This is a genomic window from Amycolatopsis coloradensis, assembly GCF_001953865.1.
GTDB lineage: Bacteria > Actinomycetota > Actinomycetes > Mycobacteriales > Pseudonocardiaceae > Amycolatopsis > Amycolatopsis coloradensis.
On the sequence record NZ_MQUQ01000003.1, the window covers coordinates 399,960 to 414,745 of the forward strand.

At 68.5% G+C, this 14,786-nt stretch carries 17 protein-coding genes; 9 read left to right on the forward strand and 8 right to left on the reverse strand.

The window, feature by feature from the left end; all coding sequences use genetic code 11:
- Positions 1–51 precede the first annotated feature (51 nt).
- Positions 52–504: a nucleoside deaminase gene (locus tag BS329_RS05475; RefSeq protein WP_076156886.1), complete on the reverse strand. Its 453-nt coding sequence runs from the start codon at positions 502–504 to the stop codon at positions 52–54.
- A 23-nt stretch (positions 505–527) separates the two neighbouring features.
- Positions 528–1,010: a tRNA adenosine deaminase-associated protein gene (locus BS329_RS05480; protein ID WP_207898780.1), complete on the reverse strand. Its 483-nt coding sequence runs from the start codon at positions 1,008–1,010 to the stop codon at positions 528–530.
- A 76-nt stretch (positions 1,011–1,086) separates the two neighbouring features.
- Here BS329_RS05480 and BS329_RS05485 point away from each other — a divergent pair, with 76 nt between their 5' ends.
- Positions 1,087–2,316, forward strand: a complete 1,230-nt coding sequence (locus BS329_RS05485) for a M20 metallopeptidase family protein (RefSeq protein WP_076156888.1) — start codon at positions 1,087–1,089, stop codon at positions 2,314–2,316.
- A 33-nt stretch (positions 2,317–2,349) separates the two neighbouring features.
- Positions 2,350–2,820: a heme-degrading domain-containing protein gene (locus BS329_RS05490; RefSeq protein ID WP_076156152.1), complete on the forward strand. Its 471-nt coding sequence runs from the start codon at positions 2,350–2,352 to the stop codon at positions 2,818–2,820.
- Here BS329_RS05490 and BS329_RS05495 read toward each other — a convergent pair.
- Positions 2,817–3,215 (reverse strand): hypothetical protein, encoded by a 399-nt coding sequence (locus BS329_RS05495; RefSeq protein ID WP_076156154.1) that lies wholly within the window; start codon positions 3,213–3,215, stop codon positions 2,817–2,819. The two genes, BS329_RS05490 and BS329_RS05495, sit on opposite strands and share 4 nt — an antisense overlap.
- Positions 3,216–4,140: 925 nt before the next feature.
- Here BS329_RS05495 and BS329_RS05505 point away from each other — a divergent pair.
- The 5 genes from BS329_RS05505 to BS329_RS05520 all read left to right on the forward strand — a co-directional run bounded on the left by BS329_RS05505 (position 4,141) and on the right by BS329_RS05520 (position 7,661).
- The gene (locus tag BS329_RS05505; protein WP_076156155.1) at positions 4,141–5,169 is read left to right on the forward strand and encodes a fatty acid desaturase family protein; all 1,029 of its coding nucleotides are present in this window, start codon (positions 4,141–4,143) and stop codon (positions 5,167–5,169) included.
- Positions 5,166–5,345 carry an RGCVC family protein gene (locus BS329_RS05510; protein WP_076156156.1) on the forward strand — a complete coding sequence of 60 codons (180 nt, stop codon included), beginning with the start codon at positions 5,166–5,168 and terminating at the stop codon, positions 5,343–5,345. The genes BS329_RS05505 and BS329_RS05510 overlap by 4 nt, the downstream gene beginning before the upstream one ends.
- Before the next feature lie 9 nt (positions 5,346–5,354).
- Positions 5,355–5,513 carry a DUF6307 family protein gene (locus BS329_RS43780; protein ID WP_167479986.1) on the forward strand — a complete coding sequence of 53 codons (159 nt, stop codon included), beginning with the start codon at positions 5,355–5,357 and terminating at the stop codon, positions 5,511–5,513.
- 141 nt (positions 5,514–5,654) lie between these two features.
- Positions 5,655–6,998 carry a diaminopimelate decarboxylase gene (gene lysA, locus BS329_RS05515; RefSeq protein WP_076156157.1) on the forward strand — a complete coding sequence of 448 codons (1,344 nt, stop codon included), beginning with the start codon at positions 5,655–5,657 and terminating at the stop codon, positions 6,996–6,998.
- Positions 6,999–7,166: 168 nt separating this feature from the next.
- Positions 7,167–7,661 (forward strand): Lrp/AsnC family transcriptional regulator, encoded by a 495-nt coding sequence (locus tag BS329_RS05520; RefSeq protein WP_076156159.1) that lies wholly within the window; start codon positions 7,167–7,169, stop codon positions 7,659–7,661.
- Between the two features lie 80 nt (positions 7,662–7,741).
- On the opposite strand, the gene helR is transcribed toward BS329_RS05520, so the two are convergent.
- Together helR and BS329_RS05530 are read right to left on the reverse strand one after the other, a co-directional pair.
- A complete protein-coding gene (gene helR / locus BS329_RS05525) occupies positions 7,742–9,946 on the reverse strand; it encodes an RNA polymerase recycling motor ATPase HelR (RefSeq protein WP_279628128.1) in 2,205 nt (734 codons plus the stop codon).
- A 176-nt stretch (positions 9,947–10,122) separates the two neighbouring features.
- Positions 10,123–11,937, reverse strand: a complete 1,815-nt coding sequence (locus tag BS329_RS05530) for a LamG-like jellyroll fold domain-containing protein (protein WP_076156162.1) — start codon at positions 11,935–11,937, stop codon at positions 10,123–10,125.
- Positions 11,938–12,080: 143 nt separating this feature from the next.
- Here BS329_RS05530 and BS329_RS05535 point away from each other — a divergent pair, with 143 nt between their 5' ends.
- Complete coding sequence (locus tag BS329_RS05535; RefSeq protein WP_244197038.1) at positions 12,081–12,284, forward strand: hypothetical protein; 204 nt, start codon at positions 12,081–12,083, stop codon at positions 12,282–12,284.
- Here BS329_RS05535 and BS329_RS05540 read toward each other — a convergent pair.
- Positions 12,281–12,748 (reverse strand): DUF6328 family protein, encoded by a 468-nt coding sequence (locus BS329_RS05540; RefSeq protein ID WP_076156164.1) that lies wholly within the window; start codon positions 12,746–12,748, stop codon positions 12,281–12,283. The two genes, BS329_RS05535 and BS329_RS05540, sit on opposite strands and share 4 nt — an antisense overlap.
- A complete protein-coding gene (locus BS329_RS05545) occupies positions 12,693–13,655 on the reverse strand; it encodes a DMT family transporter (RefSeq protein ID WP_076156165.1) in 963 nt (320 codons plus the stop codon). The genes BS329_RS05540 and BS329_RS05545 overlap by 56 nt, the downstream gene beginning before the upstream one ends.
- Positions 13,656–13,793: 138 nt before the next feature.
- Between BS329_RS05545 and BS329_RS05550 the strand changes: the two genes are divergently transcribed.
- Positions 13,794–14,345 carry a superoxide dismutase family protein gene (locus BS329_RS05550; protein ID WP_076156167.1) on the forward strand — a complete coding sequence of 184 codons (552 nt, stop codon included), beginning with the start codon at positions 13,794–13,796 and terminating at the stop codon, positions 14,343–14,345.
- On the opposite strand, the gene BS329_RS05555 is transcribed toward BS329_RS05550, so the two are convergent.
- Entirely contained in the window at positions 14,342–14,743 is a 402-nt protein-coding gene (locus tag BS329_RS05555) for a TIGR03667 family PPOX class F420-dependent oxidoreductase (protein ID WP_076156168.1), read from the reverse strand. The genes BS329_RS05550 and BS329_RS05555 overlap by 4 nt on opposite strands.
- Positions 14,744–14,786 lie beyond the last annotated feature (43 nt).

The following is a 14,786-nucleotide window of genomic DNA, read 5'->3' on the forward strand; positions in this document are numbered from 1 at the left end:
CTGCGGCCACCTGCCCTGGGAATACCCGGGGAGCACGGCGTGACACATTTGTCACCCGGTGCGGTTACCCCGTTGCCCGTGGAAGAAGTCTTCGAGCAGGGCCGCGCACTCGGCCTCCAGCACACCGCCGACGACCTCCGCGCGGTGACTGAGCCGCCGGTCGCGGACGACGTCCCACAGCGACCCCACGGCGCCGGTCTTGGGCTCCCAGGCGCCGAAGACGAGCTTCGCGACCCTGGCCATCACCAGCGCCCCCGCGCACATCGTGCACGGCTCCAGCGTCACGGCGAGCGTGCAGCCTTCGAGCCGCCAGCCGTCGCCGTAGATCTTGGACGCGGCTCGCAGCGCGAGGATCTCCGCGTGCGCCGTCGGGTCCCCGAGTTCTTCGCGGGCGTTGCGCGCGGAAGCGAGCGGGGTCCCGTCCGGTGCCAGGACGACGGCGCCGATCGGCACGTCGTCGCCCGCGCCCCGCGCCGCGTCGATCGCCGCCTGGACGGCGGCGATGTCGGCGGCGGCGGCGGAGGGGCTCAGATCTCGTCCAGGATCTTGGCGAACTCGGCGGCGAATCCGCACCGCTGCGCGACCATCTGGAGTTGTTCGTCCGGATAGAGGTCGACCTCGCCGACGATCACCTCGAGTTCGGCCCCCGGGAGGCCGAGATCGGTGAGGATCTCCAGGTCGCCTTCGGGCCAGACGGCGTCGTCGTCCTCGTCCGGCGGGTCGACTCTCAGCACGTCGAGGACGTCGGCGGCGATGTCGTAGTCGAGCGCCGCCGCGGCGTCGGACAGCAGCAGCGAGGGGCCCCGGGGACTCGGCCGGACGATCACGAAGAACTCGTCGTCGATCGCCAGCAGCCCGAAAGCGGCACCCGTCGAACGCAGTTTGCCGAGCTCGGTGATCGCAGCGTCGAGTTCGGCGAGCGCCCCTGGATCAAGAGAGCTGCACCGCCACCGACCGTCCTCCCGCACCACGGCCACCGCGAACCCCGTGATCGGCTCTTGCACCGCCATGCGCACACCGTATTCCGCCCGCATTCGGAACGCACGCACGGTGCGCCCGAAGCGCCGCATGCGCCACTATCGAGACATGACCGGACCCACCGACCTGCCCACCCTCCCCGATGCGCGCTTCGCCGGTTTGCTGGCCGAAGCCCGCGCCCTCCAGACGAAAACCGTAGAACTCCGGCGAGAGATCCATCGGAATCCGGAGATCGGCCTCCACCTGCCGAAAACCCAGGCCTCGATCAAAGCGGCCCTCAAAGGCCTCCCACTGGAGATCACCGAGGGCAAATCGACCACATCGCTGACCGCCGTCCTCAGGGGCGGGAAGCAGGGCCCGGCGATCTTGCTCCGCGGCGACATGGACGCGCTGCCGCTCCACGAGGACACCGGCCTCGACTTCTCCTCCGACGACGACGGCGCGATGCACGCCTGCGGGCACGACACCCACGTCGCGATGCTGGCGTCGGCGGCGCGGCTGCTCAGCGGGCACGCCGACGAGCTGGCCGGGTCGATCGTGTTCATGTTCCAGCCCGGCGAGGAAGGCGAGCACGGCGCGCGCCACATGATCCACGAGGGCGTGCTCGACGCCGCGGGCGAACGCGTCGAAAAGGCGTTCGGCCTGCACATCTTCACCCAGGTGGCGTCCGGCATCGTGCAGACGCGGCCGGGGCCGATCATGGCGTCGGCGAACAGCTTCCACGTGAAGGTCACCGGCCGGGGCGGCCACGGCTCGGCACCGCATCAGGCCATCGACCCGGTGCCCGCCGCCGCGGCGATGGTCGGCGCGCTGCAGACGATGGTGACCCGCAAGGTGAGCGTGTTCGAGCCCGCGGTGGTCTCGGTCACCCGCATCGAGACGGGGACGACGACGAACATCATCCCGGAGACGGCGTTCCTGGAGGGCACGATCCGCACGCTGTCCGAGCGGACACTGGCGTTCGTGCGCGAGGAACTGCCGAAGGTGTGCGAGGCGATCGGCGCCGCGCACGGCGTCCGGGTGAGCGCCGAAGTCGTCTCCGGCTATCCGGTCACGGTCAACGATCCGCGGATCGCGGCCCGGGTGCTGGAGCTGGCGGCCGAGGTGCTCGGTGCCGGGAAAGCCGAGCCGATGGAGAACCCGGTGATGGGCGCGGAGGACTTCTCCTATGTCCTGCAACGCGTTCCGGGTGCTTTCGCGTTCCTCGGCGCCTGCCCGCCCGACGCCGACCTGGCCACGGTGGAGGCGAACCACTCGAACCGGGTGGTCTTCGACGAGGACGCGATGGCGAACGGCGTCGCGATGTACGCCGCCTTCGCCTTGGACGCACTGCGGTAGCCATTACACAACAGTGTTGATTTAATGGCGGCCATGAGCGATGACATCCTGGCCGTCCTGGCCGCGCAGGAGGAGCGCCTGATCTTCCGCCGGTTCGACAACGAGACCGCGCTGGAGCTGGGCGCCCACATGCTCGCGGCGGCACGGGACCGCGCCCTTCCGGTGACGGTCTCCGTGCGCCGCGGCGGACAGCGGCTGTTCCACGCGGCGCTGCCGGGCACTTCGGCCGACAACGACGCGTGGATCGACCGCAAGAGCCGCGTCGTCGACCGCTACGGGCACAGCTCGTTCCTCGTCGGCGAGCAGTTCCGCGCCAAGGGCACGACGTTCGAGGACGACTCCCGCCTCGACCCGGACCTGTACGCCGCACACGGCGGCGTGTTCCCGGTGATCGTCGACGGCGTGGGTCCCGTGGGCACGGTGGGCGTCTCGGGACTGCCCCAGGCCGATGACCACGCGTTCGTCGTGGAACAACTCGAAGTCTTCCTCGCCGCGCTGTCCTAAGTAGACGTCGCGCTTCGATTGAGGCGCAAGGTGAGGAAGGCGGCATTGGGCGAAAGGGTCACGTAGTCGACCTCGTACTCGCCGAGCGTCTTCGGCCGTGGGTCGACCGCGTCCATCGTGAACGACACCCTCGGGCCGGTCGACGGTTTGGCGTAGGAAACCGTCACGATCGCGCGCCCGGCGGACACGCACAGGGCATCCGGCGCACACCGTTCGTCCCGCACCGCGAGGTAGCCGAGGTAGAGGTCTTCGTCCGGGAGCACGGCCCAGGCGCCGAGGCGGACCGTGAACGAGTCACCCAGCGCCGGCGGGCCGCACGAAGCGTTCAGGAACACGACCACCAAGCCGAACAGGACCAGTTTTGCCGGGGTGCCCCAGAGCCATCGTCTTCGCATGCGGAGAAGACGTGCGGAACATGCCTGCCGGTTGCACCCGCGACCTACCCCAAGTACTGGGCACGCGTGTCGTCCCGGTCGCAAACAACCGGACCGGGGCGTCCCAACCTTCAGGACGCACGACCCATCAGCCGCATCATGTTACCGAGGGGACGTCACATCATATATCAGATCGGACATGCCAACCGACGTCGTGACACCGAACGGGAACACCGGCGAGTTCTACGCACTGGACGGGGCCGAGGCGCCACAGTGCTTCGAAGTGACGGTCGAGACCGTGGCCGGGCGGGCGAGGGTGATCGATCTCGCTGAAGCTGTTCCGTTCGTTGCGGGAAGGAGACTTCCGTGCGGCGATGGCCGTCTGGAAACACGTCCGGCCCTTCGAAGAGGCGCGGGCGGCAACGCCGACAACGTGAGCGTGGTGAAGGAAGCGTTGGCACGGCTGGGTTTGTGCCGTAAATGGGGCCTGCGCCAAGAATTTTCTGGCCGTATGCGCGCCCGCCGGGGGTGGGCGCGCATACGGCGACAGGTCAGAGGTCGTGGCCATCGACGATCGCGGCTTGGCCCTTATGGGCGCCTCGGGGCGCGCCGTGCGGCGCGGCGGGCGGCTGCTCACCGGTCAAAGCCGGCGGGACCATGAACGCGAGGGAAACGATGTCTGGCCGGTGCTCCTGTCCCCGGTCGAACCTCGCGACCGGACGGAACCGGGGGAAGTTTCCCTCGATGTCCTCGACTGTACGCCATCTCGTGCTGTTCAGGTGAATTGCTTCCGCCCGGCGGACGTGGGACGCTGGAAGAAGACCACGGAGCGTCCGTGGCGTGTTGTGGTACCAGTGCCCTCTCTTGGCCGAACCGGACCTCTTCGGTGTTTCGAACCCGTTGCTGGATTGCCCACTTTCACGAGACCAGAACGGTGTGATCTTTCATGACCTCCACACAGACGAGGCAGGGCAGCGACTTCGCTGAACTGTCCAAATTGGTCATTGACGCGGGGCTGCTCAAACGCAGGCGTGCGTACTACGCGGCGAAGATCTCTCTGAACCTGCTCGCCTTCGCGGGCGGCTGGGTGGCGTTCGCCCACCTCGGGGACTCCTGGTGGCAGCTGTTCCTCGCCGCCTTCTTCGCGATGATGTTCACCCAGCTCTCCTTCATCGGCCACGACGCCGGGCACAAGCAGATCTTCCGCGGCCGCAAGGCGAACGACGTCACCGGATTCGTCCACGGTGGACTGACCGGGCTCAGCTACGGCTGGTGGATCGGGACGCACACCCGCCATCACGCCAACCCCAACCACGAGGACGAAGACCCGGACGTCAACCTCGCCGCCCTGATCTTCACCAAGGCCCAGGGCACCGAACGGCGCGGCTTCCTGCGCTGGATGGCGAAGTACCAGGCGTTCCTGTTCTTCCCTCTGCTGTTGCTGGAAGGCCTGAATCTGCACGTGTCCAGCGTGACGGCGATCTTCCAGCGCGGCTTCAAGCGGCGGAAACTCGAATCCGTGCTGATGCTCGCCCACATCGCCGCGTACCTGACCGCGGTGTTCGTGGTGCTCTCGCCCGGTGTCGGCTTCGTCTTCATCGCCGTGCACCAGTGCCTTTGGGGCGTGTACATGGGTTGCTCGTTCGCCCCGAACCACAAGGGCATGCCCACGTTGTCGGCCGGGCACAAGCTCGACTTCCTGCGCAAGCAAGTCCTCACCTCGCGTAACGTGCGCGGCGGGCCGGTCGTGGACTTCGCCCTCGGCGGGCTCAACTACCAGATCGAGCATCACCTGTTCCCGAGCATGGCGCGGCCGAACCTCAAGCACGCGCAGGTGATCGTGCGGGAGTTCTGCGCGAAGCACGGCATCGACTACGCGCAGTGCGGCTGGGCGGCGTCCTACGGCTACGTCCTCAGACATCTGCACGAAGTCGGGGCCCCGCTGCGTGCTCAAGCGACGGTGGGTGCGCGATGACCGCCCCCCGCTCCCTCGGCGACGTCGCCGAACCAGCCGCCGACGACCGCTGCCCGAACTGCCCGCATCCGCTGTCGGCGCACGACGCGATCGCCCGGCGGTTCTGCACCGCGACCGCGGCCGGCGGGTTCAGCCGCGGTTGCACCTGCGCCACGAAACCCGAAACAACCGAATAGAGGATCGCCATGAACGCCGATACCGTCCCCGTCTCCCGCTACGAGATGCGGGTCGACACCGTGAAGAAGATCGTCAACGAACACACCGACCTCACCAACGAGGCGGCGTTCTCCCTCGCCGTGCACATGGTGCGGGCGCTCGACACCGTCCCGGAGCCCGTCCGCTAGGAGCGTGACCGCGGTTACCCGTGCGTTAACAACACGTCAGCGAGACCGCTGAAGGCGTCAGGGAGATGTTGGCGGGGCGGCCGGGCCGGGCCGATCGGAGTTGTGCTGGCGGAGCACTGACCGATCGACGCGGAGGTAACCGTGACGCTCAGCGAGCTCTTGCCCAGCCTCGGCTGCGAGGCCGCCGACCACCTCGAGCCGGGGGTTTGGCCGCGGAGCACCCGGCTCGGTCCTGGCGGAGAACTGCTGTTCGCCGGTGCGCCGGTGTCCCACCTCGCCGCGAGGTTCGGGACACCGGCGTATCTGCTCGACGAGGACGAAGTCCGGCAGAACGCCCGCGCCTACCGCCGGGCCATGCCCGACGCCGAAGTGGCGTACGCGAGCAAGGCGCTGTGCACCCGCGCGGTCCTGCGCTGGGTCGCCGAGGAAGGGCTTTCCCTCGACACCTGCTCGGCGGGCGAGATCGCCGTGGCACGGTCGGTCGGCTTCCCCGCCGAGCGGATCCTGCTGCACGGCAACGCGAAGACCCCCGAAGACCTCAAAGCCGCGTTGTCCTACGGCGTCCGCCGGATCGTGGTCGACTCGCTCGACGAGATCGAGCAGCTCGGCGCGCTCGCCACCGGCGCGCAGCAGGTGCTGATCCGGGTGACGCCGGATGTCGCCGCCGGAACGCACGCGGCCATCACCACCGGCACCGAAGGCCAGAAGTTCGGGTTCTCGCTGCGTGAAGAGGTCCGTGACAACCTCGACCGGGCAGTCTCCGCCGTGCTCGCGCAACCGGGGCTCCGCCTCGCCGGGCTGCATTGCCACATCGGCTCGCAAGTGTCCCGTGTGGACTTCTACGAACTGGCCGCCCGCAAGATGGTCGGCGTACTCGTCCGGCTCCGCGAGACCCACGGCATCACCCTGCGGGAACTGGACCTCGGCGGCGGGCACGCCGTCCGTTACCTGCCGGGTGACACCGGTTTCGACATCGACGGCTATGTGCGCCGCCTGCGGGTCGCCCTCGCCTACGAATGCACGTCGCACGGCTTCCCGTCGCCGAAACTGACGATCGAGCCGGGCCGCGCGATCGTCGGACCGGCCGGGATCACCGTGTACCGGGTCTGCGCGGTGAAACGCGGCTCGCGCACCTTCGTCGCCGTCGACGGCGGGATGAGCGACAACGCGCGGCCCGCGCTCTACGGGGCGGCGTACACCGCGCGCCTGATCGGCAGGCGCAGCCGCGCGGCCCGGCGGCCGATGACGGTGGTCGGACGGCACTGCGAATCGGGCGACGTCCTCGCCGACGGGCCGGCGCTCCCCGACGACGTCCACCCCGGCGATCTGCTCGCCGTCCCCTGCACCGGCGCCTATCACCACTCGCTCGCCTCGAATTACAACCTCGTCGGCAGGCCGCCGATCGTCGGCGTCTCAGGTGGTACCGCGACCTTGCTCGTCCGGCGGGAAACCGAGGAAGACCTGCTGAAACGCGACCTCGGCTGACCCGCTGTCCGAAAAACCCGGCAGTCCGCCTGTCGTACGACAGAATCCTGCGCACGTGGCCGCCGGGAAAGAGAATCGCGACAAACAACTTAACGGCGGTAGCATTCTGGACATTGATCGATACGCTGCGCGACAAGAATCGCATGCCGAAACAAAGGGAGGGACGGCATGGGTGACGAACCACGCGCGCAGATGGAGCAGCGCACACCTAGAGGTCTGGACAACACCGATCGCACTTTGATCGCCCTGCTACAAGTCGACGGGCGGGCTTCGTTCACGGCGCTGGCCAAGGCCGTCGGCCTGTCGGAAGGGGCCGTGCGGCAACGCGTCCAGCGGCTGCTGCGGGACGAGACGATGCAGATCGTCGCGGTCACGGATCCGACCAACGTCGGCCTCGGCCGTCAGGCGATGGTCGGAATCAAGGTCCAGGGCGATCCGCGTTCGGTCTCGGATCAGCTGTCAGGGCTGCCGGACGTCCATTACGTCGTACTCACCGCGGGCACCTACGACCTTCTGGCCGAGGTCGCCTGCCGGGACGACGAACACCTCTTGAGTGTGCTGAACGATGACATCCGGCCCATACCGGGGGTCATCAGCACAGAAACCTTGGTGTATCTGAAACTCGCAAAACAGACATACGCCTGGGGCAACCTGACGCGGTGAACCCGCGGCTTGAGTGCAATGAAGGGGCCTTTCATCGCGAATTTCGCGATGAAAGGCCCCTTCATTGCACCGGCGGAAGGCTAGACGCAGCGCAGATACGCGTCCGGAGTCCGCCGCCGGGTGTCGAGCCCGCGAAGGACCTTCGGCAGTGGCTCGCTGTACAAAACCCCGAGCCGCTGCGTCGCCCTTGTCAGCGCGACATACAGTTCCGCCTCACCACTCGGGCCCTCCGCCAGGATTCGCTGCGGTTCCACCACCAGGACGGCGTCGTACTCCAGCCCTTTGGCCGCGGACGGCGCGATCGCGCCCGGCACCCCCGGCGGCCCGATGACGACCGACGTCCCCTCACGTGACGATTCCTCGCGGACGAACTCCGCGACGGCGTCCTCCATGTCCACTTCGGACAGTCGGCGGGCCCACGGCCGTACACCGCAGGACCGCACCGACTCCGGCGCCACGACGTCCGGCGCGAAACTCGCCAGCAGCGAAGCCGCCACCGCCATGATCTCCGACGGCGTCCGGTAGTTGACGGTCAGTTTCCGGTACACCCACCGGTCGGCGACGTACCGGGAGAGCATCGCGTCCCACGACCGCGCACCGGACGGCGAACGGCGCTGCGCGAGATCCCCGACCACGGTGAAGGATCGGCTGGGGCACCGCCGCATCAGCACCCTCCAGTCCATTTCGGACAGTTCTTGCGCCTCGTCGACCACGACGTGGCCATAGGTCCATTCCCGGTCGGCGGCCGCGCGTTCGGCCAGGTCCCGGTCGTCGCGTTTCGCGAACCGCTCCGCCAGGTCCTCCGCCTTCAGCACGTCCGTCGGCCGGAGCGCGAACTCGTAGTCGTCGTGGTCTTCTTCGACCTCGATGAGTTCCAGCACGCGCTCGGCGTATTCCTGCTGTTCCAGCCGCCGCCGTTCCTCCGCCCGCCGCTCGGCGGTGTCGTCCCAGCCGAGCAGTTCGACGGCTTCGTCCAGCAACGGCACGTCGGACACCGTCCACGCGGCCGCGTCCTCGCGGTGCAGCGCCGGATCGGCCCCGGCCGCCCGCAGCCGCTCCGGCGAGGCGTAGAGGTCGGCGAGCAGCCGCTGCGGCGTCAAGACCGGCCACAGGCGGTCCAGCACCGCACCGAGCCCCACGCTGCCTTCCAGGTCACGCCGGATGTTCTTCAGCATCTCCGGACGGGTGTGCTTGTCGTCCTTCGGCAGCCAGCCGTCGCCGATCCGGTCGACCGCGCGCTCGGTGAGGGCGGTGATCACCTCACGTTCGAAGACGGCCTTCGCCTCGTTGTGCAGCAGGCCGCTGTCACGGGCCACCTCGCGCGCGGCCGCCGCGACCTCGGCGTCGAACGGCACGGTGACGTCGTCGAGTTCGATCGGCTCCGGCTCGGACGGCAGTTCCTGCCGGTCCGTCACCGCCGCCGCGAGCACGTCCAGGATCCCCAGCGAGCCCTTGAGCCGCTGGACCCGCGGCGGATCCTCGCGTTCGGCGCGCAGGCCCGCGACGAGGCTCCCCGGCGTCGCGAAGACGGCACTGGTCTCCCCGAGCGACGGCAGGACGCGGCCGATGTGGTCGAGGAAGCCGCTGCTCGGCCCGACCACGAGTACGCCACGGCGTTCCATCCGCTCCCGTTTCGTGTACAGCAGGTACGCCACCCGGTGCAGCGCCACCGCCGTCTTGCCGGTGCCGGGTCCGCCCTCCACGACCACGACACCGGCGTGGTCCAGCCGGATGATCTCGTCCTGCTCGGCCTGGATCGTCGCGACGATGTCCCGCATCCCCTCGCCGCGCGGCGCGTTGACCGCGGCCAGCAGCGCGACGTCGCCTCGTTCCCCCGCCGTTTTCGGACGGCCGAAGACCTCGTCGGTGAAGTCGAGGACCCGGCGGCCGAGAGTGCGGAACTGACGGCGCCGCGACATTCCCTCCGGCGACGCGCCCGTCGCGCAGTAAAACGCGCGTGACGCCGGCGCCCGCCAATCCAGCAGCAAGGGTTCGTAGTCGTTCTCGTCGTCGAAAAGGCCGACCCTGCCGACGTACACCCGCTCTCCCGAAAGGGCGTCCAAACGGCCGAAACAAAGGCCCTCGTCGGCGATCTTCAGCCGCGCCATCTCGCGGGCTTTCGTGCCGACGGAGACTTCGCGATCCGAAAGCACGAACCCTTCTCCCCGCAGCGCACCGGCGTACGCCTTGCCCACCCGCGTGCGTTCGTCGTCCAGCCGCCCGTAGAGCGACGCGATGTAGTCCCGTTCGGTTCGCAATTCCTCGTCGTACCCCTGATTTGACAAGTGTCCCTCACAGCGTTTAGACTACTGACAAGTTCGGCGTGCGAATCAGTGAATCTAATTCGAGCGCCGATTTTTTATTGTCCACCCGTTGTCAAGAGGAACCCCGGTTTTCGCCGGGAACGACGGTGCGCGATAATGGGGACGAACATCCACCATTACCGCGCACTGCCTGAAACTCAGCCGAGCATGAACTCGCGGGGTTCCAGCGCCCTTCCCACCACCCGGACGTCGCCGAGCCAGCCGTGGAACGCCTGCTCGACGATCGAGTCGTAGGCGTAGGCGCCGATCAGCCAAGACCCACCGGGATTCGCGATCCCCGCGGCCGCCGTCTTCGGATTACGCAATACCGGGCAGCCGTCGACGTAGAGCGTCGTCCGCCTGCCGTCGTTGACCGCGGCGACGTGGATCCACTCCCGCAACGCCAGTTCGTGCCCCCAGCAGGTGGAGATCCCGTTCTGGTTCACCGGGAACACCGCCCACTGGAACGCCGCACCGTCCGAAAGGGACAGTGTCGCGGCGGGCTCATCGGGATCGTCGCCGGTCTTGCCTGCCTTGCCGCCGGAGCCCTGCCTGCCGAAAAGCGCGGCCCAGGAATGCTTGCCGTCCTTGAAATCCTCGGGCAGCTTCACAAACGCCTCGACGGTGTAACCGCGTGAGAACGTCTCCGCGTTCATCGGCGCGGAGTCCGCCGTGCGCAGATACGCCCCGCGAGCCGGTTTCTTACCGCCGTCGAACCGGAGGCTCGACCTCGACGGCTGCCGCCCGGAGAACTCCCCGGAGTAGCGCAGCGCTTCGGCCGGGCTGCCGGGCAGGGTCACCCGGACCAGGTCGTTCCCCCGGCCGGACAGGTCTCGGACGCCGGAGACCGGTGCGCCGTCCCGCCCTTCGAACCGCCAATACGCGACGGTCCCGCGGATCAGCTGCCGTTCGGCCGGCCGCGCGGGCGGGACCGGGACCGGCGCGAAGCCGGCGAACCGGCGCTCGAAGTCGATCTCCATGCTGAAGTAGTCCACCGGGCCGGTGCGTTCGATCTCCTGGCGTTGCAACTCGTTCAGCCGCGGCGCCTGATCGGCCAGCCACGGCGAGACCGTGCGGACGTCGATCACGTTCCGCGCCAGGTCGAACCGGTAGAGCCGGATCATCGCGCTGCCGCCGTAGTAGCGGTCCTGGTAGTTGGTGATGTGCAGGTGGACGTCGTTGCCCGCCTTGTTCCGCTTCACCGCGCGGCCCGGCGGCCAGTAGTGCCCGTTGAGGGTCAGGAAGATCTGATCGTTCCCGGCGATCAGCTCGTCCCACACCTTCTGCCCGAACTCCGAGAGCTGCGCCTGCCCGGCCTCGTCGGACCAGACCAGTTCGTGGATGGTCAGGATCGCCGGGAGCCGCGGGTTCCGCGCGAGTATCGACCGCGCCCACTCCAGCCCGCCCGCCGACGGCCGCCAGTCGAGCGCCAGCAGCAGCCACTCGCGGCCGCCCGCGCGGAACACGTGGTGGCTGTTGTAGCCGTCCGCGCTCGCACCGCGGAAGGTCCGTGAACCCCGTTGCCGCCGCGGGCCGAACGCGTCGAGGTACGGCGTGCGGCCGCGCTGGTCGTCGGTCGAGGACTCGATGTCGTGGTTGCCTGCCAGCGTGCTGTACGGGAACCGGCGCCGGTCGAGGTGCTGGAACGACCGGCTGATCTGGTCGAACTCGCCCGGCTGCCCGTTCTCGGTGAGGTCGCCGAGATGGGCCAGGAAGACGATGTTCTCGTCGCCACCGGTGACGTACCGCAGCGTGGCGTCCAGTGGCGCCGGGTCGCCGCGGTCGGCGTCGAAGAGGTACTGGGTGTCGGGCAGGACCGCGAGGGTGAAGCGGCCGTCTTCGGCGTCCGGGCCGTGGTGGCCGAAGGTCGCCGACGCGGCCGGGGCGCCGAGCGTCGGCAATGCGGAGACCGCCGCACCGGCGCCGAGCAGCCCGGCACCGCGCAGGAAGGTCCGTCTGGAGGAGTCGTTCACGGCCGCAACCTACGGTCGCGGAGGCAACGCGTCCCGAACCGCGGATGAACACTTGCCCCGCTCGGTAGCTTCGTCAGGTCGCGAAAGAAGGCGGCGGGCTCGTCACCGGCAGCGGCTTCCGGCGGCAGCCGATGGTCTATCGCGTGGAACGCACGCCGGACGGATACCGCGTGCCCGACCGGGAACTCGCGAAGGACGGCTCCGGCTACTCGCCTTCGGTCAAGGCGATGTTCTCGTGGGCCGGCGCCCGCCGGGTGATCCACGGCGCGAGCCCGGACGGCCCGGAAACCGGGTCACCCGCCGCGTTCGGCCTGCCGCGAGGCACACCCGGCCGCACCTGGCGCTAGTCGCCGTCCTCGCGGCCGATCCGCCGCGGCACGACGAACCACATGACCACGAACAGCACCGCGGTCACCACGCCGAGTAATGCCATCGAAACCGGGCCGAAGACGACCTTGGCGATGAGCGCGACCGTCGTGGTGATCGCGGCCGCGAGGCAGCCGAGTCCGATGAGGACGGACCGGTTGCCGACGGTGAGGATCCGCTCACGGTTTCCGGTGCGGAACAACAACCTGTGCCACGCGGCGGGCGCCGTCAGCAGCACCGTCGAGCACACCGTGAGCAGAACCGCCGTCAGGTGCACGGCTTTCTCGAATCCGCTCGCCTCGTGGAACTCGTCGGTGAACACCACCGTCAGCAGGAATCCGAAGAGGATCTGGACACCGGCCTGCGCGACCCGCAGCTCCTGGAGGAGCTCACTGACGTTGCGGGTCAGGCGTTCGTTCTTCGTCTCTCCGGTGTGCTCGACCATGCGGCGGCTCCAAGACCATCGGTTGACGCCTGACCTTTTCATGCCAGCCGAGCGAGGTCACCGCGACGACCACGACGGCGAGGCCCAGCCACTGCGTTCCGGACAAATGCGCGTTCAGGAACGATACGCCGATAACGGCGGCGGTGACCGGAAAAGCCAGCTCCGCCAGCGTCGCCCTGGCGGCCGGGGTCGACCGGAGGCCAAGGTAGTACAGGCTCAACGCCAGCAAACCCGGTACCAGCGCGAGAAGTCCGAGTCCGAGCGCGTTGTCCCAGCCGACCGCGAATCCGCCGCCCTGTACCGCCACGATGCCCGCCGCGACCGGGAGCCCGACCGTGAAACGCAGTGTGGTGACCTCTTTCGGCGCCAGTTCGGTGGAGAGCAACCGGCCGAGCACGGTGCCCGCCGCCCACAACGCGGCCGCGCCGATCGCCAGCAGCGCCGCCTTCGCCGCGGCGAGCTGGATGTTCAGCGGATCCTTGAACGCCAGCAGCCAGGCACCCAGCAGGGCGGGGATCGCGAAGAACGCGTATCCCGGGCGGACTCGTTCCTTGAGAACGAAGTACGCCGCGAGGACGGCGAACACCGGCTGAAGCTTCTGGAGCACCAACGGTGTCACCGGATCGCCCAGTTTGAAGGCGGCGGTGAACATCGCCGTCGCCAGCGCGGACGAGCCACCGCCGATGGCGAGCACCGCCAGCCATTCCCGCGGACCGCACCGCCGCAGCGCGCGGAAGGCGCCGGGAACGAGAGGGCTCAGCACGAGCACCACGAGCAGGTGCTCCCAGAAGACGACGGTGGCCGCCGGGAGTGCCTCGGCGAGCGGGAGCCGCAGAAGGCCGTCGGTGCCCCAGAGCGCCGCGGCGACCGCGACGAGCCAGGTGCGATCCGGAGGGGTGGTGTTCACTTGACCTGCCATCCATGCCCCGCCAGCGCCCTCATGGACGTTATGGCCGGCGCTTATAGTTCCATTGGTTTGAAATTGCTACACCCGTTCGAGTGGTGGTGCTGGCGGGTCCGACTTGGATCAGGCTAGGCAGAGGACATGCGCCCCGTCCCCGTACTCGCCCTCGTCCTGTCCACCGCCGCCTTGGCCCTCACTTCCGGCGCCGGGCCGGCCACCGCCTCGCCCGAGTCCCGGGTCCACGTCATCACCGCCAAGAGCGGTCTCACGAGCTACAAACCCGAGCTGGCCCCGCCCGGTTCCCGCGCGCACGTCTTCGGGCTGACCTCGAAGGCCTTCGGCACCTCGACCGCGGTCCTCGTGACCGGCCTGTTGCCCAACCGTGGATACGGCGCCCACGCGCACACGAAACCGTGCGGTGCCACCGGAGATCTCGCCGGTCCGCACTACCAGAACATCGAAGACCCGGTGAAGCCGTCGGTGGATCCGGCCTACGCCAACCCCCGCAACGAGATCTGGCTGGACCTCACCACCGACGCCACCGGCCGCGGCGCCGCCGTGTCCAAAGTGGACTGGACGTTCACCACGCGGCGGGCGGGTTCGATCGTGATCCACGAACACCACACCCACACCGACCCCGGCCACGCCGGGACCGCGGGTGCCAGGATCGCCTGTGTGACCGTCGATTTCTAGAAGCCCCAGGTGCGTTCCGGCCGGATCCTGATCCGGACGTTGTACTCCTTGTCGAACTTCGGGACGTCGTAGTCGATCGCCGGGTAATGCTCTTCGTACTTGGCGAGGAAACCCGGCTGCTCCGAGGCGAGACCGTCCGGCAGGATCTCGGCCTTGCCGCCGATCACCAGGACCGAGCCGCCGTACTCGTCACTGTTGAAGTGAACGCTGACTTCGGGGTTCGCTTCGAGGTGCCGGGTCTTGGCGGTGTCCGGACGGCTGAAGACGATGAGGTCTTCACCGTCGAGCACGAACCACACCGGGCGGGGAGAAGGCCTGCCCTTCGGGCTGATCGTGGTCAGCCAGGCGACCTTGTCCTTCGCGCGTACGGCAAGCCGCGGGTCGGGTTGATAGCTCATGAACCGAGCAACCACGACCCGCGGCCTTTTCTTCCGGTCTTGG

Excerpts from the sequence above, each read along its gene's own strand:
- BS329_RS05480 (WP_207898780.1), bottom strand. The coding sequence starts at position 1,010 with ATGGCGGTGCAAGAGCCGATCACGGGGTTCGCGGTGGCCGTGGTGCGG.
- BS329_RS05485 (WP_076156888.1), top strand. The coding sequence starts at position 1,087 with ATGACCGGACCCACCGACCTGCCCACCCTCCCCGATGCGCGCTTCGCC.
- BS329_RS05490 (WP_076156152.1), top strand. The coding sequence starts at position 2,350 with ATGAGCGATGACATCCTGGCCGTCCTGGCCGCGCAGGAGGAGCGCCTG.
- BS329_RS05495 (WP_076156154.1), bottom strand. The coding sequence starts at position 3,215 with ATGCGAAGACGATGGCTCTGGGGCACCCCGGCAAAACTGGTCCTGTTC.
- BS329_RS05505 (WP_076156155.1), top strand. The coding sequence starts at position 4,141 with ATGACCTCCACACAGACGAGGCAGGGCAGCGACTTCGCTGAACTGTCC.
- BS329_RS05510 (WP_076156156.1), top strand. The coding sequence starts at position 5,166 with ATGACCGCCCCCCGCTCCCTCGGCGACGTCGCCGAACCAGCCGCCGAC.
- BS329_RS43780 (WP_167479986.1), top strand. The coding sequence starts at position 5,355 with ATGAACGCCGATACCGTCCCCGTCTCCCGCTACGAGATGCGGGTCGAC.
- BS329_RS05520 (WP_076156159.1), top strand. The coding sequence starts at position 7,167 with ATGGGTGACGAACCACGCGCGCAGATGGAGCAGCGCACACCTAGAGGT.
- BS329_RS05540 (WP_076156164.1), bottom strand. The coding sequence starts at position 12,748 with ATGGTCGAGCACACCGGAGAGACGAAGAACGAACGCCTGACCCGCAAC.
- BS329_RS05550 (WP_076156167.1), top strand. The coding sequence starts at position 13,794 with ATGCGCCCCGTCCCCGTACTCGCCCTCGTCCTGTCCACCGCCGCCTTG.
- BS329_RS05555 (WP_076156168.1), bottom strand. The coding sequence starts at position 14,743 with ATGAGCTATCAACCCGACCCGCGGCTTGCCGTACGCGCGAAGGACAAG.